Genomic DNA, 24,967 nt, shown 5'->3' on the forward strand with positions numbered 1-24,967 from the left:
AGTTAATAACCCGGGAGGCCTATTCATGTCTGATAAAGAATTAAACAAAATTAATAGCGCTAATAATGAAGAAGTGCTTACAATTGAACAAGTTAAGCACCAATTAATTGAACAAGGTAAAAAAGCAGGACATTTGAGTCACGAAGAAATTGCAGATAAATTGCAAAACTTCGAAATGGATCCAGATCAAATGGATGATTTCTTTGATTTAATTAATGAGAATGAAATCAATCTTATTAATGAAAAAGATTCAAGTGATACAAATGACAAACTAAATTTAAATGACTTAAGTGCTCCTCCAGGTGTTAAAATAAACGACCCAGTAAGAATGTACTTAAAAGAAATAGGACGCGTCAATTTATTAACTGCCCAAGAAGAAATCGAATTAGCTAAACGTATCGAGCAAGGTGATGAAATTGCGAAATCACGTCTTGCAGAAGCGAACTTAAGACTTGTTGTAAGTATCGCTAAACGTTATGTAGGTAGAGGTATGTTATTCCTTGACCTTATTCAAGAAGGTAATATGGGTCTAATTAAAGCCGTAGAAAAATTCGACTTTAATAAAGGTTTCAAATTCTCAACATATGCAACTTGGTGGATTCGTCAAGCAATCACTAGAGCGATTGCTGACCAAGCACGTACAATCCGTATCCCAGTTCATATGGTTGAAACAATCAATAAGTTGATTCGTGTTCAACGTCAATTACTTCAAGATTTAGGCAGAGATCCATCTCCTGAAGAAATTGGTGAAGAAATGGACTTACCACCAGAAAAAGTACGTGAAATTCTTAAAATTGCTCAAGAACCCGTATCATTAGAAACGCCTATTGGTGAAGAAGATGACAGTCACTTAGGCGACTTTATTGAAGATCAAGATGCACAAAGCCCATCAGATCACGCTGCATATGAATTACTTAAAGAACAATTAGAAGATGTATTAGACACATTAACAGATAGAGAAGAAAATGTATTAAGACTAAGATTTGGTCTTGATGATGGTAGAACAAGAACACTTGAAGAAGTCGGAAAAGTATTTGGTGTTACTAGAGAACGTATTCGTCAAATAGAAGCGAAGGCATTACGCAAGTTAAGACATCCATCTAGAAGTAAGCGTTTGAAAGATTTTATGGATTAAACATGAAAAGTTTATATTAATCCCAAAAAGCCTTTGACAATGCCTTGTTTTAATATAAAATATAATTGTATGAAGGTTTAACAAAAGGGAGGTTGTATGAATGAATCGTAATCCTGTTATCCCGTTTATTCTGATTTTACTACTCGGTGTAGGATTAATATTCTTCATGTCAGCACATGGTGCTAACAAAGAGGAAGAAAAAGAAGGCGGTGGCGGTGCTAAAACTGAAAAGTTTGATGCAGCTACATTCGCTAAGGACAATTGTACAAGTTGTCATGGACAAAATCTTGAAGGTGGAATGGGACCTAAATTAGCTGGAAGCAAAAAAGGTGCCGATGAAATGAAAAAAATCATTCGTAATGGTAAAGGATCAATGCCTGCACATGACGAAGCTACTATTTCAAATAAAGATTTAGACACACTTGTCAAGTACTTAAAAGATGGCGCTAAATAACACAAAAAAATCTTTTGCTATTGCAAAAGATTTTTTTAATGAAAGGGAAAAATAATGATCCAAATCAATAAACGTTTAATGAAGGTAAGTGAATATTTAAATCATCATAAATTAGCAGACATCGGTTCCGATCATGCATATTTACCTATATACGCAATTCAAAATGGATTAATTAAAGAAGCGATTGCTGGAGAAGTTGTAAAAGGACCTTTTCTAGCAGCTCAAAAAAACACTAAATTATATGGTATGAATGAACTTATAGAAGTTAAACTGGGTGACGGTTTAGAAGTAGTAGACGATACAATTGATGCTATTACGATTTGTGGCATGGGTGGTCCATTAATTGCACAAATTATTGAAGAAGGAAAGCATAAGTTAACAGGGCATCCTGATTTAATTTTACAAGCAAATATTCATGCGTTACCTATTAGAAAAGTATTACAAAGCATTGGTTATCAAATCGTTGATGAACAATTAATAAAAGATAAAAAACATATATATGAAATCATAGTGGCTAAAAAAGGTGAGATGGATCTAAATGAATTAGAATTAAAATTTGGTCCTAAATTATTAGCCAATAAAAATGATTTATTCCATGAAAAATGGCAAAGAGAATTAGAATCACTTAATAAAATTAGTAAACAATTAGAACATCATGAGGATAAAAATAGGTATAAAGAAATTAATCAACAAATACTTCAAATAAAAGAGGTGCTTTAATGATTATTCAAGAGCTATTGCAAGAAATAGATAAACAAGTTCCATTTTCTACGAGTGAATCTTGGGATAATGTTGGTTTATTAATTGGTACAGAAAAAAGTGAAGTGAACGGTGTATTAACAACATTAGATTGTACGTTAGAAGTTGTAGATGAAGCCATTCAAAACAATATCAATACAATAATTGCACATCATCCACTTATTTTTAAAGGTGTTAAAAATATTACGGATAAAAGCTACGGTCCTATTATTCGTAAATTGATACAAAATGATATCAATTTGATAGCACTTCATACAAATCTTGATGTACATCCTAAAGGTGTTAGTTACATGATTGGGCAACAAATAGGATTAGATAATATGAAAGTATTAGAAGAACAACAAGAGTCATATTATAAAGTACAAATATTCCTACTTGATCAAGATGTTGAAACTATGAAAGCTGCATTTAATGAACATCATTTAGCACAAACTGAAGAATACAGCGAAGTATTTTTCCAGTCTCAAGGTAAAGGTCAATTTAAACCTAGTGCATCAGCAAATCCACATCTTGGACAAGCTGATAAGACTGAAACGGTTTATGAAACGAAACTAGAATTAATGGTTGATGAGAAAGATTTAGCACTTGCTAAAGAACTCATTATTCAAACACATCCTTATGAAGAACCCGTTTATGATTTCATCAAAATGTCGAGATCGTCTTCTGTAGGTTTAGGAATAATCGGGGAATTAAATGAAACGCAATCAGTAAATGAATTTGTGCAAAACTATAAAGAAAAGCTCGCTATTCCAGCAGTTAGATTTATAGGAGACCAATCAGCGCAAATTAAACGCATCGCAATTGTTGGTGGTGCTGGTATTGAATATGCAAATTTAGCTAAGGCACAACAAGCTGATTTATTTATTACTGGAGACGTTAAACATCATGAAGCATTAGATGCACTAATGGATGGTATAAATATTTTAGATGTTAATCATTATAGTGAGTATGTTATGAAAGAAGGATTAAAGTCATTATTAGAAGAATGGACAAATGGAAAGATTAAAGTGTTAACATCTTCTATTAATACAGATCCTTATCAATATATGTAAAAAACTGCCGAGTGAATTCGGCAGTTTTTTTAGTCCATTATTTTTACAGGTTTAGGCTTTTTAATTTTAGGTAATATTTTTTCAACAGGTACATTACTTGTTAAGGTTGCGTCACGTATTTCTGTCGGGTCATAATTTTTAATATAATCTATGACTTCTTTAACTATAGGCGTTGGTGTTGAAGCACCTGCTGTAACAGCTACACTTTCAACATCTTGTAGCCATTCTAATTTTAATTCACTCAAATCAGCGATTCGATATGCGTTAGTATGTGCGATTTCTTTAGATACTTGGGCTAATCTATTTGAATTATTACTTTTAGGATCACCAACGACAATGAGTAAATCTGCTTGATCTGCTTGTGTGGCAACAGCTTCTTGTCTAACTTGTGTTGCTAAACAAATTTCTTCATGTACTTCAATATGGGGATATTTTACTTTTAATTCATCAATAAGATGTTTCACATCCCATTGTGACATAGTTGTTTGATTCGTTACGATGAGTTTTTGGTTCAATAATTCTTCCGGCAAGGCATCGATATCTTCTAAAGTCTGAACGAGATGTACGATATCAGGTGCCACACCAACTGCGCCTTCAGGTTCGGGATGCCCTTTTTTACCAATATAAATAACGTGATAACCATTTGATTTAACTTCACGTATTAACTGATGCGTATTATCAACATCTGGACATGTCGCATCTATACAAACCAATCCTTTTTCTTTAGCACGTCTTTTGACTTCAGGCGATACACCATGCGCAGTAAATATAACGGTACCTTCATCAATTTGTTCTAAGATCTTTAATCTGTTCGGACCATCTAACGTAATAATACCATCAGATTCAAAGGCATCAGTCACATGTTTATTATGAACAATCATGCCAAGTATATAAATGGGTCTTGGAAGTGACTTATCTAAAGACGCATTTCTAGCAATAACCATAGCGTCTACAACACCGTAACAATAGCCTCTAGGGGTAATCTTTATAATTTCCATAAATTGCCCTCCTTATTAATGTCTATTATAACAACACACAAGTCTTAAAGAAACTAAATAAAAATTCAAAATAAATCTTTTAGCCTATCATAAAGTGCGCATTTACTATATAATGTATGAAGTGAAAAAGAAACGAGGAGGGTCGCTTATGTCTAAGCATCCGTTTGAACATTTTCAACTTGAAAATGAATTAGTAGAGGCCGTTAAAGATTTACATTTTAACCAGCCAACAGAAATACAGCGAAGAGTTATACCCAAAATTAAAAAAGGATCTAATATAATAGGACAATCTCAAACTGGTACAGGGAAATCACACGCATTTTTACTACCATTATTTGATAAAATTGACGTAGATATAAAAGAACCACAAGTGATTATTTTGGCACCAACAAGAGAATTAGCAAAGCAATTATATGACGCAGCTTCACATTTAACTCAATTTAAAAAAGGTGTAAAAGTTAGTTTATACATTGGTGGAACAGATAAATCAAGAGATATTGATAAATCTAAAAATACACCACATGTTGTTGTAGGTACGCCGAATAGAATTGATGATATGGCTGTAGAGCGTGCTTTAGATTTACATCTAGCGAAGTCAGTTGTTATTGATGAAGCAGATTTAATGATTGATTTAGGATTTATGCCTAAAGTAGATAGTATTGCGAGTAGATTAGATGAAAACGCACAAATTTCAGTATTTAGTGCAACGATTCCTAAAGCGTTACATCCATTCTTAAATAAATATTTAAGCAATCCTGAATTTGTTGAAATTGAAACAGCATCATCTAATAAAGACAATATCGACTTTTACTTAATACCGACTAAAGGTGTTGAGAAAAAAGAAAAAGTCTTAAAAATTATGAATGTGATTAATCCTTATTTAGCAATTATATTTGCTAATAGCCGTGATAGAGCAGATGAATTAGTTGCGTATTTATCAGAAGAAGGCTATAAAGTTGGGGTTATCCATGGTGGTTTAACACCTAGAGAAAGAACACAACAAATGAAGCGTATTAAACAATTAGACTTTGAGTTTGTTGTCGCAAGTGATTTAGCATCACGTGGTATTGATATTGAAGGCGTAAGTCACGTTATCAACTATGATTTACCTAAAGAAATAGATTTCTTTACACATAGAGTTGGTCGTACAGGTCGTGGTGATTATAAAGGTATCGCAATCACTTTATATACACCTGATGAAGATGATTTAATTACACAAATTGAGAAACATAATTACAAGTTTAAACATGTCGATATTAAAAACGATGAATTTGTAGAAATTAAAGATCGTCAAAAACGTACAAAACGTGTTAAAAAAGAAGATAATATTGAAAAGTCATTAAAACAAAAAATTAAAAGAAACAATAAAAATAAAGTAAAACCTGGCTATAAGAAGAAATTCAAACGAGAATTAGATGAGTTGAAATTTAAAGAAAAGAAAGCTCATTCTAAGAGAACTAAAAGACAAAGTAGAAAAGGATAGGTGTCAAATATGTTAATTGGATCACACGTTTCAATGAGTGGTAAGAAGATGCTATTACAAGCAGCAGAAGAAGCGGCAAGTTATAATGCTTCTACATTTATGATTTATACAGGTGCTCCACAAAACACAAGACGTAAAAAGATTGAAGATTTAAATATTGAAAATGGTAAAACAGCAATGAAAGAATATGGTTTATCTAACATTGTTGTGCATGCACCATATATCATCAATATTGCAAATACAACTAAACCAGAAGTATTTAACTTAGGTGTTGAATTCTTACAATCAGAAATTGAACGTACTGAAGCATTAGGTGCTAAAGATATCGTACTTCATCCAGGTGCGCATGTTGGTGCCGGTGAAGAAAAAGGTATTCAAAAAATTATTGAAGGTTTAAATGAAGTATTAACAAATAATAATGATGTACGTATCGCATTGGAAACAATGGCAGGTAAAGGTTCTGAATGTGGTAAAACATTCGAAGAACTTGCTCAAATCATTGATGGTGTAAACCATAATGAAAGATTATCTGTATGTTTCGATACTTGTCATACAAATGATGCTGGTTACAACGTTAAAGAAGACTTTGATGGCGTATTAAATGAGTTTGATAAAATCGTTGGTATCGATCGTATTAAAGTACTTCACGTAAACGACAGTAAAAATCCACAAGGTGCCAGAAAAGATAGACATGAAAATATTGGCTTTGGATCAATTGGTTATGATGCATTGCACTATATTGTTCATCATGATGCATTTAAAGAAGTACCTAAAATTTTAGAAACACCATATGTTGGTGATGACAAAAAGAATAAAAAACCACCATATAAATATGAAATCGAAATGATTAAACATGGTACATTCGATCCAGATTTAAAAGATAAAATCTTTAATCAATAATGTTATTTAAGGATGCTAATTCAATTAGCATTCTTTTTTGTTCGTAAACATTACTATTTACATTCTTTCATATTCATTGTATAGTATTCTATTGACGAGGTGATGAAGATGGAAAAAGAAACACCGATTTTCGAGTTAAAAGATATCAGTTATAGCTATCCAAATAAATTGGCACTCAGCCATATTAATATACAAATTTATAAAGGAGATTTCTTGGCAATAGTTGGCCCAAATGGCTCTGGGAAATCGACTTTACTGAAATTGATATTAGGCTTATTACCTTTACAAAAAGGTGATATCTTAATAAGTGGTAAAAAAATTAATCAATATAAATCTTGGGAAAAAATTAGTTATGTATCACAAAAATCCAACGCTTTTAGTTCTGGTTTTCCAGCGACAGTGAAAGAAGTTGTCATGAGTGGCTTAACTAAAAATAAAAGTCTTTTTAAATGGTTTAATAAAGAAGATGCTGCACAAGTAGATGCAATATTAGAAAGATTAAATATAAGTGATCTTAAGAATGAGAATATTGCACAGTTGTCAGGTGGTCAACAGCAAAGGACGTTTATTGCTAGAGCTTTAATTTCTAAGCCGAGTATTTTAATATTAGATGAACCTACTGTAGGTATTGATGCAAGACATGTTTCTGAATTTTACCAATTACTGACGCAATTAAAACAAGAAGGGATTACAATCATTCTTGTAACGCATGATATTGGTGTTGTAGCCGATACGGCAAGTAAAGTAGCTTGCTTAAATCAACATATACATTTCCATGGTACAAGTGAGTCGTTTAAATCATTAGATGAAGTCTCAATATCTAAAATCTATGGACATCCCGTGCAATTTGTTGATCATCAACATAATCGTGACTGTTGTGCAAATGAAGAAGTGGAAGAATTAGTACAAAGTTAAAGATGAATATAATGAATATATAGATTTTAAATAAGGAGATTGGATATGTCAGTTGAAACGAGAGATAGATTTATACTCCTAAACGAAGGAGTGTTATATAGTGATTGATGCGTTTTTAAATTTTGATTTTATAAGATACTCATTTATAAGTGGTATCTTAGTAGGATTGATTGCACCTTTAATAGGGGCATTTATTGTAGTTAGAAGGTTATCACTTATTGCTGATGCTTTAAGCCATGTGACGCTAGGTGGTATATCAATGGGGCTGTTCTTAATGAGTGTTAGTCCTTTGTTTGCTACTATAAATCCGATATGGTTTGGTATCATTTTTTCAATAGCAGGTGCATTATTAATAGAACAATTAAGAACTGAATATAAACATTACCAAGAAATCGCTATTCCAATTATTATGAGTGGTGGAATTGGTATTAGTGTTATATTTATTTCTTTAGCAAACGGATTTAATCAAGATTTATTTGGATATTTATTCGGTTCAATTAGTGCCGTAAATTTAAGTGATTTATTTACAATTATCGTCATTACAATAATTGTTTTAATCTTTGTTATGTTATTGTACAAATCATTATTTGTATTATCATTCGATGAAGAATACTCAAAAGTGATTGGCATGCCAAAATGGATCCAATTACTATTTATTGTCATTGTTGCACTTGTTATTTCAGCTTCAATGAGAGTCGTTGGTATTTTATTAGTTAGTAGTTTAATGACATTGCCAGTCGCTACAAGCATGAGATTAGCTAAAGGGTTCAAACAGTTAATCGCATTAAGTATTTTATTCGGTGAAATCTCAGTAGTACTAGGATTGATATTGTCCTTCTATTTGAATATTTCACCAGGAGGTATTATAGTAGGATTATTGATTATAGAATTACTTGCTAGCATAGCGTACAGTAAAGTATTGATAAAAAAAGGAGGCTATCATCTTGAAAGTAGAGGAAGCCATTCAAATATTGAAAAATGATGGACATAAATACACAAATAAACGCCGTGATATCATATCATTGTTTGTAGATGAAGATAAATACATCACTGCTAAATATATTCAAGAAGCATTGAAAGACGATTATACAGGATTATCTTTCGATACAATTTATCGTAATTTATACTTATTTAAAGACTTGAATATTATCGAAAGCACTGAAATAGACGGCGAAATGAAATTTAGAATTGCATGTCAAAGTCATCATCATCATCATTTTATTTGTGAATCATGTGGCACAACAAAAGTAATAGACTTTTGCCCAATGGATTCAATTAAACAACAATTACCAAATGTAGAAATAGCATCACATAAATTAGAAGTATACGGTAAATGTGAACAATGTAAAACAGTATAAGAAGAGAAAAATGGTAGCTCCTCGAGTTACCATTTTTTATTTGTAGGGAAACAGCTAGTATTGAATGTACGCTAACGATCAAGACCCTGAAACAAGATCGTTAGCTGGCAACTTAATTTCACAATATACAAAAACCTGGTCCATCTCACATATGGGCCAGGTTCTAACTAAATTCTATTAAGTAACGTTGATACTTCATGCCAATTTTTAATTCTATATATACCATTCTGTAAATCTTTTTGGTTATATGGTGTGTCAAACAGGAAAACAGGGATATTTAAATAATGATTGATATCTTCTGCGTTATCTAATTTATCTTCAAAGAAAATATCGATATTCTGTTCTTTTGTTACTTCTAATTTATTATGACTTCCTGTTAATGTAATTTGATCAAATGGTATATGATGTGATTGAAACCATTCTTTCGTAATATCTTCTAAATAATGATGTCTTGCACTTATATAATAGAGTTCGTAGTCATCTTTTAATTGATTCAAAATGTCTTTTGCACCTTCTGCAACAGGGGAGTGTTGGTATATATGTGATTCATTGCTTTTAAACCAACTCAACATTTCTTCTTCTTTACAGTTTAAGACATTTGCTAAATTGTATTCTGTAATATCTTCATATTTAAGTTGTTGATTAAAATCTCTTTGTAAATAGGGTACAAATGTTTTTGGACATGTAACTGTGCCGTCTATATCTATACCTAATCTTGGCTTTTGATTCATAAAAATTCACCTTTTTATTTTATGCTTTTTGAGCTTCTTTATTTTGTTCCATTTCAATTGCTAATTTATCAATTTCTTTTTTTAATTCTTCGACCATTGTTTTTTCAGGTACTTTGCGAACGGTTTTACCTTTCATAAACAGTAACCCTTCACCACGAGCACCAGCAATGCCGATATCTGCTTCTCTTGCTTCACCAGGACCGTTAACTGCACAACCAAGTACAGCTACTTTTAATGGGATTTGAAGGTTTGAAATATATTCTTCTACTTCATTTGCTATCGATATTAAATCGATTTCAATTCGTCCACATGTAGGACAAGCAATTAATGTAGCAGCATTACTGGCTAATCCAAATGCTTTAAGCAAAGATTTCGCTACTTTAACTTCTTCAACTGGATCAGCTGATAAAGAAATTCGACAAGTATTGCCAATACCTAAACTAAGTATAGCACCTAATCCTGCAGACGATTTAACTGTTCCATTAAATAGGGTGCCACTTTCAGTTATACCTAAATGCAGTGGGTAGTCAAAAGCTTGAGCTGCTTTCGTGTATGCCTCTATAGCTAAATTTACGTCACTTGCTTTCATTGATACGATAATGTCATGAAAATCTAAATCTTCGAGTATTTTTATATGGTGCAATGCACTTTCGACCATACCATCAGCAGTAGGATAGCCATATTTTTTAATAATATGTTTTTCTAATGAACCAGCATTAACTCCAATTCGAATAGGAATACCTTTTTCTTTACACGCTTTGACAACTGCTTCAACTTTTTCACGTCTACCTATGTTCCCTGGATTGATTCGAATCTTATCTGCGCCATTTTCAATAGCAATTAAAGCTAATTTGTAATTGAAATGAATATCTACAACTAATGGAATATTAATTTGTGCTTTGATATCTTTAATTGCATATGCGTCTTCTTCATTTGGGCAAGCTACTCTAACAATTTGACAACCAGCTTCTTCTAATCGTTTAATTTCAGCTACAGTTGCATCAACATCATATGTTTTTGTAGTCGTCATACTTTGAATGATAACTTCATCTGAACCACCAATCGTTAAATCCCCAACTTTAACAGGTCTCGTTTTCGTGCGATGAATGATTTCTGACATGATAAGACTCCTTTGTTTAAATTTGCTAACCTTTACACTTTAGCAGATCTTTTTCCTTTAGGTAAATACATAGCAATCATAACAATGCTTAAAATGATTATACACCATGAAGCAATTATTAATAAAGGAATCACTGTAATCATTCCAAATAATAGTACTAAAGTCGGAAGCGTTATCACAAACGTCATCATTTTGAACCAAGTCATAAAGCGAGACTTTCTTCGTAAAATAATTCCCAATAAATGTCCAGCAAATGCCAGAATTCCAATTTTTATAGATAAGCTTAAGAATTGAATGAATAATAGAAAGACAACAATCAAACTTAAATAAAAATATTTAGAATCATTAATCGTTTCAATAAACTTTATTAAATCATCTTGATCGGTAACAAGAGAGGATAGGGAACCATAGCTAATTTCTGTGTAGTCACTATAATTTGATATTTCAATATGATTTGGTTTAAACACGATTAAATGATGATCTTTCATCGCGAAATCATTAGATTTAGTAAATTCTATCGTTTGATGATTATTTAATTTGATAGATTTATCTTGGGATAAAATCATTTTGTTATGATCTATTTTAAAATCAGGAATCTCTGTCACTTCATCATTGACTAACGTTGATAAATTCTGAGTGATTTGTATGTATTGAATAGAATTTGGTATGATTAATATCAAACTTAATAATAATATATGAAGGAATATGTACCTTAACTTCGTAATTCTAAACATTGGATACTTACTAGGATGCTTAAATAACCTTTTAAGCTCATTTATATACTGCATAAATTCACCTCTTCTTCACTTAATAATAATGTTAAAAAACACCTGTTGCAAGGCGATACATAAGAATTAAAAATTTTTTGATTATTTATTAAACAAATTATTTGTTATAAAACTTTAATCTTGATAAGATAGGTATGTAAAACAAATGAGGAGGATGATTTTTTATGGCTTTTGAATTACCAAAATTACCATATGCGTATGATGCATTAGAACCACACATCGATAAAGAAACTATGGAGATTCATCATACGAAACACCATAACACTTATGTAACAAAATTAAATGATGCAGTGAAAGGTACAGATTTAGAAAGCAAATCTATTGAAGATATTGTTAAAAACTTAAACTCTGTTCCTGATGATATCCGTACTGCAGTTCAAAACAATGGTGGCGGACATTATAATCATTCATTATTCTGGGAACTATTAACTCCAAACGCTTCTGAGCCTTCAGGAGAAGTTGTAGATGCAATTAGTTCTACATTTGGTTCATTAGACAAATTCAAAGAAGAATTTGCAGCTGCAGCAGCTGGCCGTTTTGGTTCAGGATGGGCATGGTTAGTTGTAGATAATGGCCAATTAGCGATTGTTTCAACTCCAAACCAAGATAACCCAATTTCAGAAGGTAAACTTCCAATTTTAGGTTTAGATGTTTGGGAACATGCTTACTACTTAAACTACCAAAACAGACGCCCAGATTACATTAATGCATTCTGGAACGTTGTAAATTGGGATAAAGTAAACGAATTATACCAAGCTGCAAAATAATTCGTCTTTAAATTTGGATGACTGATTTATAAGACAATCATCCTAATGGGGTGGAGCAATGAAATCTTTTTATTTAAACGAGATTTCAGCTCCGCTCTTTTTTTATAAAAATTTACCTATATCAATAGCAATGTAAGTCATAATAATATATGATGAGATTATTATAATAGAGTTAAAAAGGTAGGTTTAGTTGTTGAAACGAGTAAAAAAGAAATCAAAAGAAGAAGCATTTCGCCTATTAATGAATAAACGCGTAAGCCTAATATTGGCCGTTGTCGTGATTTTATTCTCTGTGCTCATTATGAGGTTAGGTTATTTACAAATTGTAAAAGGCGGAGAATACAAGCGAACGATAGATAGTACAGAATCGATTACAGTTAATGAATCGGTGCCAAGAGGCCGTATTTATGATAGAAATGGTAAAGTTTTAGTAGACAACGAGTCTAAAAAGGCAATTACATACACGAGAGATAGAAGAACAAGCCAAGATGATATTTTGAAAATCGCTGAAAAACTATCTCACTTAATGAAGATGGATACTTCAAACATTACAGAACGTGATAAGCAGGATTTTTGGATATTGAGAAATCAAGATGAAGTTCATAAGTTAATGAAAGATGAACAAGCTTTATTCTCTGATGGCAATATTAGTCAAGATGATTATGATAAAGCGTTATACGACAAAGTAACATCTAAATATACAGATAAATTATCAAAAAAGGATTTGCAAATCCTTGCGATATTTAGAGAAATGAATTCTGGATCTCAACTGAGCCCTGTTGTTATAAAAAATGAAGGTGTTAAAAATGATGAGTATGCAGCTGTATCTCAACACTTATCAGAACTACCTGGCGTTAATACAACAATGGACTGGGAAAGACGTTATCCTTATGGTGACACGTTAAGAACTTTATTCGGAAATGTTTCAAGTAAAGAAGAAGGATTACCTAAAGAGTTAGTGAATGACTATCTTGCTAAAGGGTATTCTAGAAATGATAGAGTCGGTAAATCTTACTTAGAATATCAATATGAAGATATTTTAAAAGGCTCTAAGAAGAAAATGAAATATGTCACTGATAAATCTGGGAAAATAACAAGTTCTGAAGTTATTTCACAAGGTTCACGTGGTAACGATTTAGTGTTAACTATCGATATAGACTTACAGAAAAAAGTTGAAGAATATATTGATAAGCACATTGAATCATTAAGAAGCAAAGGCGCTACAGATATGGACAGAGTTATGGTTGTTGTCCAAGATCCTAGAAATGGTGATGTATTAGCAATGGCCGGACGTGATATTGACAAAAATGGTAAGATTACTGATAACCATATTGGTAACTTCACTAGTCAATATACAGTTGGTTCATCTGTTAAAGGTGCAACATTACTTACTGGTTATCAAAACGGCGTATTAAATGTTGGCGATACAATGGTCGATGAACCATTAAAATTTAGTGGTGGTTTAACAAAACGATCATACTTTAACCAAAATGGCAGAAAAACGATTACTGATGCTGAAGCATTAATGCATTCATCAAACGTCTTTATGTATAAGACAGCATTGTTATTAGCTGGATCTCCATATAGTAGTGGCATGTCACTACCATCTGATGTGGAACAAGCAGGTATTAAATTACGTAAAGGTTTAAATCAAGTTGGTTTAGGTGTTAAAACAGGTATTGATTTACCAAATGAATCAGCTGGACAAATTGAACCCATTAAAGATAACCCAGGTAACTACATTGATTTAGCAATTGGACAATTTGATACTTATACACCTATACAACTATCACAATATGTCGCTACTATTGCGAACGATGGGTATAGATTGAAACCACATTTAGCGAAAGAAATTAGAAACTCTACAAATGAAGATTCGCTTGGACCTATTAAAAAGACATTTAAAGGTGAAGTGATGAATAAGGTTAATAATAGTGATAAAGAAATAAAACAAGTACAAAAAGGTTTCGATATGGCGTTTAATAAACCAGAAGGAACAGGGTATACAAGTTTTAATAAAACGGTCGTACGATCAGCTGGTAAAACAGGTACAGCAGAAGTATTCAAAGATGGTAAACCAAAAGTAAATTCAACATATATTGGATATGCACCTGCTAAGAATCCTGAATTATCATTCTCAATCACTTATACAAATCAACCCGTACCAGAACCATGGTTACCAGGTGGGGATTTAGGTAGAGATATTATTAACTATTATTTTAAAGATAGAAAATAACTCAATATAAAGATTGAATCAATATAACATCTCATTTTACTGATTAATTCAGTAGAAATGAGGTGTTATTTTTTATGTGTGAATTTATTTTTGAATAGTTTGAGATTTAGTGAAGTACATAGATTACGATTTTGTTTGTGCATGTTTGCCTAGGGTATGGCTTGAGCCTGTAGTCCCTCGCTCATACGATTCCCTCAGGCGTCAGCACTTCACAAAATCGTTTTATAGATATGAGTAGTTACAAATCTCCCGAGTTTTGTAACTAAGGAGCCTCTTATTAACAGTTCTCCTGAGTTTTGTAACTATATGGGCTCTTATTAACAAATCTACCGAGTTTTGTAACTAAGGAGGCTCTTATTAACAGTTCTCCTGAGTTTTGTAACTATGTGGGATCTTATTAACAAATCTCCCGACTTTTGTAACTAAGGCAGCCCATAGTAACAGTTCTCCCGAGTTTTGTAACTACTGTCCCCTTATTAAAAACCATTCTCTTTATTTTTCACATTTTAAACCGTTTTCATAGGAAGTTAACACAAAATTTACATTCAATTTATTTGTACTTAATAAAGAAATTGTAAAGTGAAGATGTAATAAAGATTAAGGCGATATTAATTAGGAGGATTTAACATGAAAAAGTGGCAATTAATCGGATCAACAACAGCTTTAAGTTCTGTACTTTTATTAGGAGCTTGTGGTGGGGCAGCTGAAAAATCTAGTTCCGGGGATACTAAATCTTCAGATGATAAAAAATTAAGTGGTGAAGTTAAAGGTGATGGTTCATCAACAGTTGCACCAGTTATGGAAAAAATAAACGAAGACTTCTCAGCAGAGCAACCTGATGTTTCAGTTTCAATTGGTGTATCAGGAACTGGTGGCGGTTTTGAAAAATTCATAGCGGGAGAAACAGACTTTTCAAATGCTTCTAGAGATATTAAAGATGAAGAAAAAGAAAAATTAAAAAATGCTAAAATAGAATACACTGAGTTTAAGGTTGCTCAAGATGGTTTAACAGTAGCTGTTAACAAAGATAATGACTTTGTTGATGAGTTAAGTATGGATGAATTAGCAAAAATTTATAGCGGCAAAGCAAAAACATGGAAAGATGTTAATTCAAAATTCCCTGATAAAAAGATCAAAGCATTTTCACCAGACCAATCACATGGTACTTACGACTTCTTTAGTGAAGAAGTATTAGATGAAAAAGATTTACAATCTGAGAAAAATGCTGACACGAATGTCATCGTTAAATCTGTCCAAGATAATAAAGATTCAATCGGATTCTTTGGATATAACTTCTATCAAGAAAATAAAGATTCACTTAAAGCAGTGAAGATTAAAGATGATGGAAAAGCAATAGAACCTACAGATAAAACAGTAAATGATGGTAGCTATCCTTTAAGTAGACCGTTATTCGTATATGCGAAAAATAAATCTCTAGAAGATAATGATGCGTTTTATGGATTTATGGAATATGTAATTGATAACTCAGCAGATGCTGCAAAAGACGCTGGTTATGTTCCATTGAAAGATGATGAGTATAAAGAAGATAAAGAAACGTTAGAAAAATTTAAAAAATAATCATTAATAAATTAAAGCAGAGGGCGGTCAGTAATCGCCCTTTTTCAAAATGAAGGAGTTATTTTTATGAAACAACAAACTTCAGTACAAGAATTGATTAAGCAAAATAACAATAATAAAGGTAAAGTCTTTGCGGATAAAGCTGTTCCCATTATTTTATTGTTAATCGCTTCGGTTTCTGTACTTACAACAATCGGGATATTATTCACACTTGTAACTGAAACAGCAACGTTTTTCACAAGAGTGAATCCATTTGAATTTTTATTTACGAAAGACTGGGCACCTTTTTCATCTGATCCTAAATACGGTATTTTCGCACTTATATTAGGTACGTTGAAAGTTACAGCGGTAGCGACAATCTTTGCTGTTCCAGTTGGATTAGGTGCAGCACTATACTTGAGTGAGTATGCCTCTGATAGATCAAGAAGAATTATTAAACCTATTCTTGAAATATTAGCTGGTATACCAACAATTGTTTACGGATTTTTCGCTTTAACATTTGTAACACCAATTTTAAGAGGTATATTCCCGGATTTAGGAAGCTTTAACTCTATTAGTCCAGGTTTAGTCGTGGGGGTCATGATTATACCGATGATTACGAGTATGAGTGAAGACGCTATGAGTTCGGTACCAGATTCAATTAAAGAAGGTGCACTGGGATTAGGTGCAACTAAGTTTGAACTTGCAACTAAAATTGTATTTCCTGCTGCTTTATCCGGTATCATCGCATCTGTTGTATTAGCGATATCAAGAGCAATAGGTGAAACAATGATTGTATCTTTAGCGGCAGGTAGTACACCTGATTCGAGCTTTAGTCTAATAGGATCTATTCAAACAATGACTGGATTCATTGTCCAAGTTGCTACTGGAGATGCGACTTACGGATCTGATATTTATTACAGTATTTATGCTGTAGGTTTCACATTGTTTATATTCACATTTATTATGAATATTATTTCACAATGGATTACTAAACGATTTAGAGAGGAGTATTAATATGTCAGAGGTTAATTTAGTTGATCAAACCGTCGTTCGTAAAAAGCTACCGACAAGATTAATGAAAAATAAAGTCATTAAATCAATATTTTTCGTTTGTACATTAATTGGCTTAATCGTATTAGCTATTTTGCTATTTGACATATTTAGAAAAGGTATTCCTTATCTAAATACAGATTTCTTTACAAACTTCTCATCTACATCACCTGAACGTGCAGGTATTAAAGGTGCTTTAATCGGTACACTATGGCTCATGATGACGATAGCACCTATATCTATCATACTAGGTGTTGGTACTGCTATTTACATGGTTGAATATGCAAAAGAAAACTGGTTTACGAAATTTATAAGAGTCAATATTTCAAATTTAGCAGGTGTTCCATCAGTAGTATTTGGTTTATTAGGATTAACAATATTTGTACGTGGTGCAGGTATCGAAAATTTATCACTAGGTAAGACAGTTATTGCTGCAGCATTAACGATGTCGTTAATGATATTACCAATTATTATTGTAGCAAGTCAGGAAGCAATTAAAGCTGTCCCATCTTCTATTAGAGAAGCATCATTAGGATTAGGTGGTACTAAATGGCAAACGATTAAAAATATTGTATTACCGGCTTCAATACCTGGTATTTTAACAGGGACGATTCTTGCACTATCAAGAGCACTTGGAGAAACTGCACCACTTGTTGTAATCGGTATTCCTGCAATATTGATGAAAACACCAAACAGTATATTTGAATCTTTCCAAGCTTTACCTATGCAAATATACAACTGGGCTAAATTGCCACAGGCAGAATTTCAATTTGTTTCGTCAGCAGCAATTATCGTATTACTCGTAATTTTAATTCTTATGAACTCAATCGCAATCTATATTAGAAACAAATATCAAAGAAAATTATAATAATCAAAATGAAGAGGGGTCATAATTATGACAGACGTAAAAATTAGAGATTTATCTCAAAATATACCTTCAAATGAGATGACAGCAAATCAACAAATAGCAGTAGAAGATAAAAATATTGTTTATAAAACGAATAATTTAGATTTATGGTATGGAGATTTTCATGCGCTTAAAAATATAAATTTAGATATTACAGAAAATGAAGTGACTGCAATTATTGGGCCATCAGGTTGTGGTAAATCAACTTATATTAAAACATTAAATAGAATGATTGAATTAATTCCAAGTGTTAAAACATCAGGAGAGATCATTTATAGAGATAAAAACATTTTCGACAAAAAGTATAGTGTTGAAGAATTAAGAACGAATGTTGGTATGGTTTTCCAAAAACCAAATCCATTCCCAAAATCCATATATGACAACATTACTTATGGACCAAGAATTCATGGTATTACGGATAAAAAGGTACTAGATGAAATCGTTGAACGTTCATTAAAAGGTGCAGCTATTTGGGATGAATGTAAAGATAGACTAGATAAGAATGCATACGGATTATCTGGTGGGCAACAGCAAAGAATTTGTATAGCGAGATGTTTAGCAATTGAACCAGATGTTATTTTAATGGATGAGCCAACTTCAGCGCTAGATCCTATTTCAACACTAAAAGTAGAAGAACTTGTGCAAGAATTAAAAACTAAATACTCAATCATTATCGTGACACATAACATGCAACAAGCAGCTAGAATTTCTGATAAAACAGCGTTCTTCCTAAACGGTTATGTAAATGAGTTCGATCAAACAGATAAAATATTCTCTAACCCAACAGATAAGAAAACTGAAGACTATATTTCAGGGAGATTTGGATAATATGGTTATTAGAGAAAAATATGAAGATGAATTAAACTCACTCATTAATGATTTGTTTGTGTTGGGTAAAGAAGTATACTTTATGATAGAACAATCTATATCTGTATTGAGCGATGAAGATAGAAACAATGCTCGTAATTTAATCAAATACGATAAAAAAATAAACCAAATGGAATATGACATTAATGAAAAAGTGGTTATGCTAATAACAAAGCAACAACCTATAGCGACAGATCTTCGTGTTATGATCTCAGGTTTAAAAATCGCTTCTGAATTAGAACGAATGGCTGACAATTCTACTAATATTGCTCAAATCAGAAAAAGAGTTAAAATAACAGATTATTTTATACTAACGAGATTAAAAACAATGGGTAAATTGGCAATGTTAATGCTAAAAGATTTAGAAGCAGCAGTTAATGACAAAGATATCTTGTTGATAAAAGAAATTATTGATCGTGACAATGATATTGATGATTTATATCGCGAGATTAGTAATACGACATATTTAATCGATAACGATCCATTTATTTCTGCTCAAGCTCATCTTGCTGCAAGATACTTAGAACGAATCGGCGACCATATCACGAATATATGTGAAAGTTGCTATTATTATATAACTGGTGAACACTATGAACCTATTGAAAAATAGTACTGGAATTATATAAGCATAGATGGTATTATAATAAGGTCGTATATTAATTGAAATAAGAATAGGAGGGTTCATCATGCGCGTAAATGTAACTTTAGCATGTACTGATTGTGGTGAAAGAAACTACATCTCTAAAAAGAATAAACGTAACAACCCAGAGCGTATTGAAATGAAAAAATATTGTGCTCGTGACGGTAAACACACTCTTCATAGAGAAACAAAATAATAAAACGAATAAAAACACATTCCATTATACGGGAATGTGTTTTTTTAATACCTTTAAAGGTTGTACGACTACCTATCACAATAATTCTTGTGTTATCATATTATGTGTAACTGATAAAAATTTAATCAATATTTGGAAGTGTTAAATTCATGTCAAACAAGAAAATTTTAAGAAAAGAAATATTGAATTTAATGAGAAATCAAGATATTTCTCAAAAAGAACAATATGATTTAAATTTAAAGGAACAATTATTTGAACATAATAATTTTAAGCAAGCCAATTCAATTGCTATCGTTATGAGTATGGACCATGAAGTCAATACGATACCTATTATTGAACATCTATTGAATATAGGTAAGAAAGTGTTCGTACCGAAAACGAATTACGAAACGAAACAAATGGAATTTCAGCGACTACATGATTTGAATTCTATTGCAATTGATCAAAAAGGAATTAAATATGTTGATGAAGAAACTGAAATTAGTGATGATATTGATTTAATTATTGTACCTGGTGTTGTATTTAATCAAGCTGGTTATCGTATAGGCTATGGTGGAGGGTATTATGATAAATATTTATCTCATTATAATGGACATACAATAAGTTTGTTATATCCTTTTCAGATAAGAAACTTTGATGCTGAATCACATGATATACCAGTTGATGAGATGTTGACACCAAATGATATATGGAGAAGAGTAGATGGATAAAACAAAACAAATGTGGAAGTCGATATATTATTTAGTTTATACAGAAGGCTATAAAATAATATCGATTGATGAAGAAGAAGCAGAAATATGGTTGACACATGAATCTAAAAAAATTGTCAAAAGGTTTATACATAAGACGCCTACACATCAAGAAGTTGATTTTGACTTAGAAAAAATTACTGACCATTTAGGTGACTTAATTGATAGTATAGGGTTTAGCTTTGAACAATTAGATGTTTTTTATATTACCGAAAAAGAGATGGATTTCGCTGAATTTAATCATACTAAACGCCCTAAAATTAGGTATCATGCTTTATATGAGCTTGATGATTTCGAGAAAGTATCTCATCACTTCGTAACGAAGCATCAAATTAAACGTAATAGAACAAATCCTGTTACGACATATAAAAATAAATTATTGAATGCGAGCTTTATTGATAGCTTTATGCTTAAGTTTTCACCGGTAACATACTTTTTAGTAGCTGCTAATGTAATTGTATGGCTGTCTTTAATTTTAATTTTTAATCATTTTGGCCAAATTAATTTAGTCGATTACGGTGGGCTTGTACATTTCAATATAGTACACGGTGAATGGTACCGTTTATTAACGTCCATGTTTATACACGCGAATTTTACACACTTAATGATGAATGTATTTTCACTCATTATATTCGGTAAACTTATTGAAGGTGCATTAGGATCCATTAAAATGTTCACCATTTATTTCATATCAGGTTTATTTGCAGGTATTGTGTCGCTTAGTATTGACACACAATCCATTTCAATTGGTGCAAGTGGTGCCATTTTCGGATTAATTGGTGCTTTTATTGTGTATTTATTTACACGTAAAAATATTAATAAACAATTTGTATTACAAACATTTATCGGTATTGTGATTATTTCGTTATTAGCTTTGTTTATTAATAATGTAAACCACTTCGCTCATTTAGGTGGATTCGTTGGTGGGGCAATCTTAATGTTTATCATGTATAAATGGATGGAACATGATAAATTCAAACTTTATTATATTGCTGCCTTTATAGTCATCATCATCACTTTGATTGTTATCATATTTAACAGACAACAACATTATATATATGATGAATTAACGAAAGATGCTATGAATAACGGTGATTTTGATAGAGCAGAAACAATGGTAAAGCAAATTAAAGAGAAGAACTTCGAGTCGGATGAGACATATATTTTAAGTGGCTTAATCGTGGCGAATAATACATCTTTGAATGAAGCAATACTAGAATGGGAAAGAGGCTTAAAAGTTTTTCCTAATTCAGCTAAATTAAATTACCAATTAGCTTTAGGTTATAGAGCAAAAGATGACTATGATAAAGCGAATAAGTTTATTAATAAGGCAATAAAGCTTGATAAAAAGAATGAACATTATGCAGCATTAAAAGATGAAATTGATGCGTTTAGGAGTTAATTTTATGAATAATTTATATGACGTACAACAATTACTTAAAAAGTTTGGTTATATCATTTATTTTAAAGATGAAGAAGATCAACTAGAAATGATGGAACAAGAAATAAAAGCTATGTATCAATCTATGCTTATTGATAAAGAAACATTTTTACAAGCACGGCTTATTATAAATCAGAGAAGGATTGAGAAAAAATGACACATATTTTATCAGCTGATATTGGTGGTACGACATGTAAATTAGGTATTTTTGATCGTTCACTAAATATCGAAGAAAAATGGGAAATTTCAACGAACAAAACGGGTGAAGGCATATTAGAGAATATATATGATTCATTCGTTGTACATCTGAATAGAAAAGATATCGACATTAAAAACATTATCGGTATGGGAATCGGTGTACCTGGACCAATTGATTTTGAAAATGGTATTGTCAATGGTGCTGTGAATTTAAATTGGACTGGTAACATTGAAGTTAGAAAACATATGCAACAATATTTTGATGGACCAATTTACGTAGATAATGATGCGAATGTCGCAACTTTAGGTGAAAAATTTAAAGGTGCTGGTCAAAATGAAAGTGATGTTGTTTGTATGACGCTAGGAACAGGTGTAGGTGGTGGCATTGTTTCAAACGGAGAATTAATTCATGGTCATAATGGTTCAGGTGCTGAAATAGGTCATTTCTTAGTGGATCAAAAGAAAAGATTTCAATGTAACTGTGGTATGAAGGGTTGTCTCGAAACGGTTGCTTCAGCTACAGGTGTCATTAATTTAGTACATCATTATTATCCAAATATCAATATGAAATCAAGTATTCATGACTTAATTACAGGTAAAAATGTAACAGCTAAAGACGTATTTGATGCTGCAAAATCAGGAGATGAATTCAGTTTGTTTATCATTGATAAAGTAGCTGGTTACATTGCTTATGCTGCAAGTGTTGTTAGCGTCATGACAAATCCTAAATATATTATAATTGGTGGTGGCGTTAGTAAAGCCGGCGATATTCTCATCCAATTTATTAAAAAGCATTATGAAAAAATGACATTTAAACCTGCACAAGATGGTACAAACATCGTAGTTGCACAATTAGGAAACGACGCAGGTATCATCGGTGCAGCTGGTCTAATTAAGACATATGTAATAGAAAAGGAGAATGAATAATGGCAATAGTTGACGTAGTCGTAATACCAGTAGGAACAGAAGGACCTAGTGTGAGTGAATATATTGCAGATATTCAATTAATTTTAGAAAAACATAAAGAGGCAGGTACAATTGATTATCAATTAACACCAATGAATACACTTATTGAAGGTGATCTAAAAGATTTACTTGAAATTATACAAGAAATTCATGAAAGTCCATTCAATAAAGGATTAGACAGAGTTTGTACAAATATTCGAATTGATGATAGAAGAGATAAGTCTAGAAAAATGAACGATAAATTAGATTCTGTTAATAAACATTTGAACAAATAAAAAAGACGAGTGTAAACTCGTCTTTTCTTTAATGATGTAAAATTGGATAACCGTATGTAAAGATTGTAGCTAATGAGAAGAACCCAAAAGATACTACAGTTATTGCACCAAAAAGAATGCCCAAAATATTTTTGTTTTTGAATGCTGAAATTAAACCAAATATAGCTAGAATAAAAACAGCTAGCATTAATAATGAGAAAATATTAACACCGATATGGATTTTTACTCCAAATAACTCAAATAGTTCCCCTGTGTCGATAAATGGCATTCCAATACCCCCAATACAAATTTCTTTTATTATCATATTAATTGTATAATTAATATGTGGTTTTGTCGAGATACTTTTTAAAAGAGGAGGAAATAAAATGCAAGTACATAGTTTTTCATTAGGAATTGTAGAAACGAATTGTTATATTCTCGAAGGTGAAAACGAATTACTCGTTATAGATCCAGGAGATAATGGCGAGTTTTTAAATAAACAAATTAAACAATATCATAAAAAGGTGAGTGCTGTATTATTAACGCACGCTCATTTTGATCATATAGGTGCTGTAGATGATGTCGCAAATGAATTTGATGTGAAAGTATATGTGCATCCTGAAGAAAAATCATGGTTAACGGATACAGAGAAAAATGGTTCTAAAAAATTTGCAATGTATCAATTACCACAAGTGGTTCAACATACTGTTCCACAAATAATGGAACCTGGGGAATATGAGATTGGAGAATTTAAATTTGAAGCGATCCATACACCAGGTCATTCACCTGGTAGTTTATCATTTGTATTTGATGACTTTGCTATAGTAGGTGATACTTTATTTAAAGGTGGAATTGGCAGAACGGATTTATATAAAGGTGATACAAAAACATTATTGAATTCAATAGAAGATAAGTTGTTAGAACTAGATTCAAATACAACTATTTTCCCAGGTCACGGACCGGAGACAACAATAGCAGATGAAGAAATGACAAATCCGTATTTAAATGGATTTAATTAAAAAAGAAGCATTACACGTTTGTGTAATGCTTCTTTTAATGATGTGCTCCAAAACTTGGCTCTAATAAGAATGTAGAATAATATGTAAATCCAACAAAACATAATACTAAATAAATTGCGAATATATACATATACATTCTTTCTGTTAATTTTAAGTATCCCAACAATACGAAAAATCCAGTTTGTGCTAAGAAGAAATATGCCATCATGTCCATACCACCGACATAAAACATCGTAGCAAAAATAGCAGTCCAGAAGCCTAGAGTTTTATAAACTTTATCCATCTTCTTAAGAACCCCCTCTGTGTTTACTTTCTTATTCATATTTAATTATAAAGTTACTCTATACAAAAGTAAATAGCATTTTAACGCAAATTCATAAGCATTAAACAAGTAATTTAGGTAATTGGAAGCGTTTATATATAT

Annotated in this window: 29 protein-coding genes; 23 read left to right on the forward strand and 6 right to left on the reverse strand. The window is 31.7% G+C overall.

The features are described from left to right. The first annotated feature begins 25 nt into the window (after positions 1-25). From rpoD to LQ675_RS07350, 4 genes are all read left to right on the forward strand, one after another. On the forward strand, positions 26-1,135 hold the full coding sequence (gene rpoD, locus LQ675_RS07335; RefSeq protein WP_048539697.1) for an RNA polymerase sigma factor RpoD: 1,110 nt from the start codon (positions 26-28) through the stop codon (positions 1,133-1,135). Between the two features lie 100 nt (positions 1,136-1,235). Beyond that, entirely contained in the window at positions 1,236-1,589 is a 354-nt protein-coding gene (locus LQ675_RS07340) for a c-type cytochrome (RefSeq protein ID WP_048539698.1), read from the forward strand. Between the two features lie 54 nt (positions 1,590-1,643). Beyond that, positions 1,644-2,309, forward strand: coding sequence for a tRNA (adenine(22)-N(1))-methyltransferase (locus LQ675_RS07345; protein WP_048539699.1), 666 nt, complete (start codon positions 1,644-1,646; stop codon positions 2,307-2,309). After that, complete coding sequence (locus tag LQ675_RS07350; protein ID WP_075577992.1) at positions 2,309-3,400, forward strand: Nif3-like dinuclear metal center hexameric protein; 1,092 nt, start codon at positions 2,309-2,311, stop codon at positions 3,398-3,400. Before LQ675_RS07345 ends, LQ675_RS07350 begins: the two co-directional genes overlap by 1 nt. A 29-nt stretch (positions 3,401-3,429) precedes the next feature. Here the strand turns inward: LQ675_RS07350 and LQ675_RS07355 are convergent, their stop codons facing one another. Then, the gene (locus tag LQ675_RS07355) at positions 3,430-4,398 is read right to left on the reverse strand and encodes a 4-hydroxy-3-methylbut-2-enyl diphosphate reductase (protein WP_048539701.1); all 969 of its coding nucleotides are present in this window, start codon (positions 4,396-4,398) and stop codon (positions 3,430-3,432) included. Between the two features lie 148 nt (positions 4,399-4,546). Between LQ675_RS07355 and LQ675_RS07360 the strand changes: the two genes are divergently transcribed. The 5 genes from LQ675_RS07360 (at position 4,547) to LQ675_RS07380 (ending at position 9,054) form a co-directional block, all read left to right on the forward strand. Further along, positions 4,547-5,881, forward strand: coding sequence for a DEAD/DEAH box helicase (locus LQ675_RS07360; RefSeq protein ID WP_239727321.1), 1,335 nt, complete (start codon positions 4,547-4,549; stop codon positions 5,879-5,881). A 9-nt stretch (positions 5,882-5,890) separates the two neighbouring features. Further along, entirely contained in the window at positions 5,891-6,781 is an 891-nt protein-coding gene (locus LQ675_RS07365; protein WP_048539703.1) for a deoxyribonuclease IV, read from the forward strand. A gap of 108 nt (positions 6,782-6,889) precedes the next feature. Continuing rightward, positions 6,890-7,696: a metal ABC transporter ATP-binding protein gene (locus LQ675_RS07370; RefSeq protein ID WP_048539704.1), complete on the forward strand. Its 807-nt coding sequence runs from the start codon at positions 6,890-6,892 to the stop codon at positions 7,694-7,696. Between the two features lie 100 nt (positions 7,697-7,796). Beyond that, positions 7,797-8,678 carry a metal ABC transporter permease gene (locus LQ675_RS07375; RefSeq protein WP_048539705.1) on the forward strand — a complete coding sequence of 294 codons (882 nt, stop codon included), beginning with the start codon at positions 7,797-7,799 and terminating at the stop codon, positions 8,676-8,678. Then, positions 8,641-9,054: a Fur family transcriptional regulator gene (locus LQ675_RS07380; protein WP_048539706.1), complete on the forward strand. Its 414-nt coding sequence runs from the start codon at positions 8,641-8,643 to the stop codon at positions 9,052-9,054. The genes LQ675_RS07375 and LQ675_RS07380 overlap by 38 nt, the downstream gene beginning before the upstream one ends. Positions 9,055-9,221: 167 nt before the next feature. Here the strand turns inward: LQ675_RS07380 and LQ675_RS07385 are convergent, their stop codons facing one another. The 3 genes from LQ675_RS07385 to LQ675_RS07395 are packed head-to-tail and all read right to left on the reverse strand — an operon-like array spanning position 9,222 to position 11,693. Then, complete coding sequence (locus LQ675_RS07385; RefSeq protein ID WP_048539707.1) at positions 9,222-9,785, reverse strand: 5' nucleotidase, NT5C type; 564 nt, start codon at positions 9,783-9,785, stop codon at positions 9,222-9,224. Positions 9,786-9,804: 19 nt separating this feature from the next. Next, positions 9,805-10,905 (reverse strand): flavodoxin-dependent (E)-4-hydroxy-3-methylbut-2-enyl-diphosphate synthase, encoded by a 1,101-nt coding sequence (gene ispG, locus LQ675_RS07390; protein WP_048539708.1) that lies wholly within the window; start codon positions 10,903-10,905, stop codon positions 9,805-9,807. Positions 10,906-10,937: 32 nt separating this feature from the next. Further along, positions 10,938-11,693: a DUF1189 family protein gene (locus LQ675_RS07395; RefSeq protein ID WP_048539709.1), complete on the reverse strand. Its 756-nt coding sequence runs from the start codon at positions 11,691-11,693 to the stop codon at positions 10,938-10,940. A gap of 164 nt (positions 11,694-11,857) precedes the next feature. Between LQ675_RS07395 and LQ675_RS07400 the strand changes: the two genes are divergently transcribed. From LQ675_RS07400 to LQ675_RS07460, 13 genes are all read left to right on the forward strand, one after another. Further along, positions 11,858-12,460, forward strand: a complete 603-nt coding sequence (locus tag LQ675_RS07400; protein ID WP_048539710.1) for a superoxide dismutase — start codon at positions 11,858-11,860, stop codon at positions 12,458-12,460. A 190-nt stretch (positions 12,461-12,650) separates the two neighbouring features. Then, entirely contained in the window at positions 12,651-14,696 is a 2,046-nt protein-coding gene (locus LQ675_RS07405; protein WP_048539711.1) for a peptidoglycan D,D-transpeptidase FtsI family protein, read from the forward strand. 627 nt (positions 14,697-15,323) lie between these two features. Then, positions 15,324-16,274: a PstS family phosphate ABC transporter substrate-binding protein gene (locus LQ675_RS07410; protein WP_048539712.1), complete on the forward strand. Its 951-nt coding sequence runs from the start codon at positions 15,324-15,326 to the stop codon at positions 16,272-16,274. Between the two features lie 66 nt (positions 16,275-16,340). Further along, positions 16,341-17,270, forward strand: coding sequence for a phosphate ABC transporter permease subunit PstC (gene pstC / locus LQ675_RS07415; RefSeq protein WP_048539713.1), 930 nt, complete (start codon positions 16,341-16,343; stop codon positions 17,268-17,270). A 1-nt stretch (position 17,271) separates the two neighbouring features. Continuing rightward, positions 17,272-18,174 carry a phosphate ABC transporter permease PstA gene (pstA, locus tag LQ675_RS07420; protein ID WP_048539714.1) on the forward strand — a complete coding sequence of 301 codons (903 nt, stop codon included), beginning with the start codon at positions 17,272-17,274 and terminating at the stop codon, positions 18,172-18,174. Positions 18,175-18,252: 78 nt separating this feature from the next. Then, on the forward strand, positions 18,253-19,041 hold the full coding sequence (gene pstB / locus LQ675_RS07425; RefSeq protein WP_229412558.1) for a phosphate ABC transporter ATP-binding protein PstB: 789 nt from the start codon (positions 18,253-18,255) through the stop codon (positions 19,039-19,041). Between the two features lies 1 nt (position 19,042). Beyond that, positions 19,043-19,690, forward strand: a complete 648-nt coding sequence (gene phoU, locus LQ675_RS07430; RefSeq protein WP_048539716.1) for a phosphate signaling complex protein PhoU — start codon at positions 19,043-19,045, stop codon at positions 19,688-19,690. A gap of 76 nt (positions 19,691-19,766) precedes the next feature. After that, positions 19,767-19,916, forward strand: a complete 150-nt coding sequence (rpmG, locus tag LQ675_RS07435) for a 50S ribosomal protein L33 (protein WP_016911879.1) — start codon at positions 19,767-19,769, stop codon at positions 19,914-19,916. Between the two features lie 149 nt (positions 19,917-20,065). Next, positions 20,066-20,626 carry a 5-formyltetrahydrofolate cyclo-ligase gene (locus tag LQ675_RS07440; RefSeq protein ID WP_048539717.1) on the forward strand — a complete coding sequence of 187 codons (561 nt, stop codon included), beginning with the start codon at positions 20,066-20,068 and terminating at the stop codon, positions 20,624-20,626. Next, on the forward strand, positions 20,619-22,067 hold the full coding sequence (locus LQ675_RS07445; RefSeq protein WP_048539718.1) for a rhomboid family protein: 1,449 nt from the start codon (positions 20,619-20,621) through the stop codon (positions 22,065-22,067). The genes LQ675_RS07440 and LQ675_RS07445 overlap by 8 nt, the downstream gene beginning before the upstream one ends. Before the next feature lie 4 nt (positions 22,068-22,071). Next, positions 22,072-22,263, forward strand: a complete 192-nt coding sequence (locus LQ675_RS07450) for a YqgQ family protein (protein ID WP_078099923.1) — start codon at positions 22,072-22,074, stop codon at positions 22,261-22,263. Further along, entirely contained in the window at positions 22,260-23,231 is a 972-nt protein-coding gene (locus LQ675_RS07455) for an ROK family glucokinase (protein ID WP_048539719.1), read from the forward strand. Before LQ675_RS07450 ends, LQ675_RS07455 begins: the two co-directional genes overlap by 4 nt. Beyond that, positions 23,231-23,545 carry an MTH1187 family thiamine-binding protein gene (locus LQ675_RS07460; protein WP_048539720.1) on the forward strand — a complete coding sequence of 105 codons (315 nt, stop codon included), beginning with the start codon at positions 23,231-23,233 and terminating at the stop codon, positions 23,543-23,545. Before LQ675_RS07455 ends, LQ675_RS07460 begins: the two co-directional genes overlap by 1 nt. Positions 23,546-23,573: 28 nt before the next feature. Here the strand turns inward: LQ675_RS07460 and LQ675_RS07465 are convergent, their stop codons facing one another. Further along, complete coding sequence (locus tag LQ675_RS07465) at positions 23,574-23,813, reverse strand: DUF2759 domain-containing protein (protein ID WP_016911885.1); 240 nt, start codon at positions 23,811-23,813, stop codon at positions 23,574-23,576. A gap of 97 nt (positions 23,814-23,910) precedes the next feature. Between LQ675_RS07465 and LQ675_RS07470 the strand changes: the two genes are divergently transcribed. Continuing rightward, positions 23,911-24,543, forward strand: coding sequence for an MBL fold metallo-hydrolase (locus tag LQ675_RS07470; RefSeq protein ID WP_048539721.1), 633 nt, complete (start codon positions 23,911-23,913; stop codon positions 24,541-24,543). A gap of 34 nt (positions 24,544-24,577) precedes the next feature. Here the strand turns inward: LQ675_RS07470 and LQ675_RS07475 are convergent, their stop codons facing one another. After that, positions 24,578-24,826 carry a DUF2626 family protein gene (locus LQ675_RS07475; RefSeq protein WP_025904960.1) on the reverse strand — a complete coding sequence of 83 codons (249 nt, stop codon included), beginning with the start codon at positions 24,824-24,826 and terminating at the stop codon, positions 24,578-24,580. Between the last annotated feature and the right edge of the window lie 141 nt (positions 24,827-24,967).

The sequence above is a fragment of the Mammaliicoccus sp. D-M19 genome (assembly GCF_022386695.1).
Lineage (GTDB): Bacteria > Bacillota > Bacilli > Staphylococcales > Staphylococcaceae > Mammaliicoccus > Mammaliicoccus sciuri.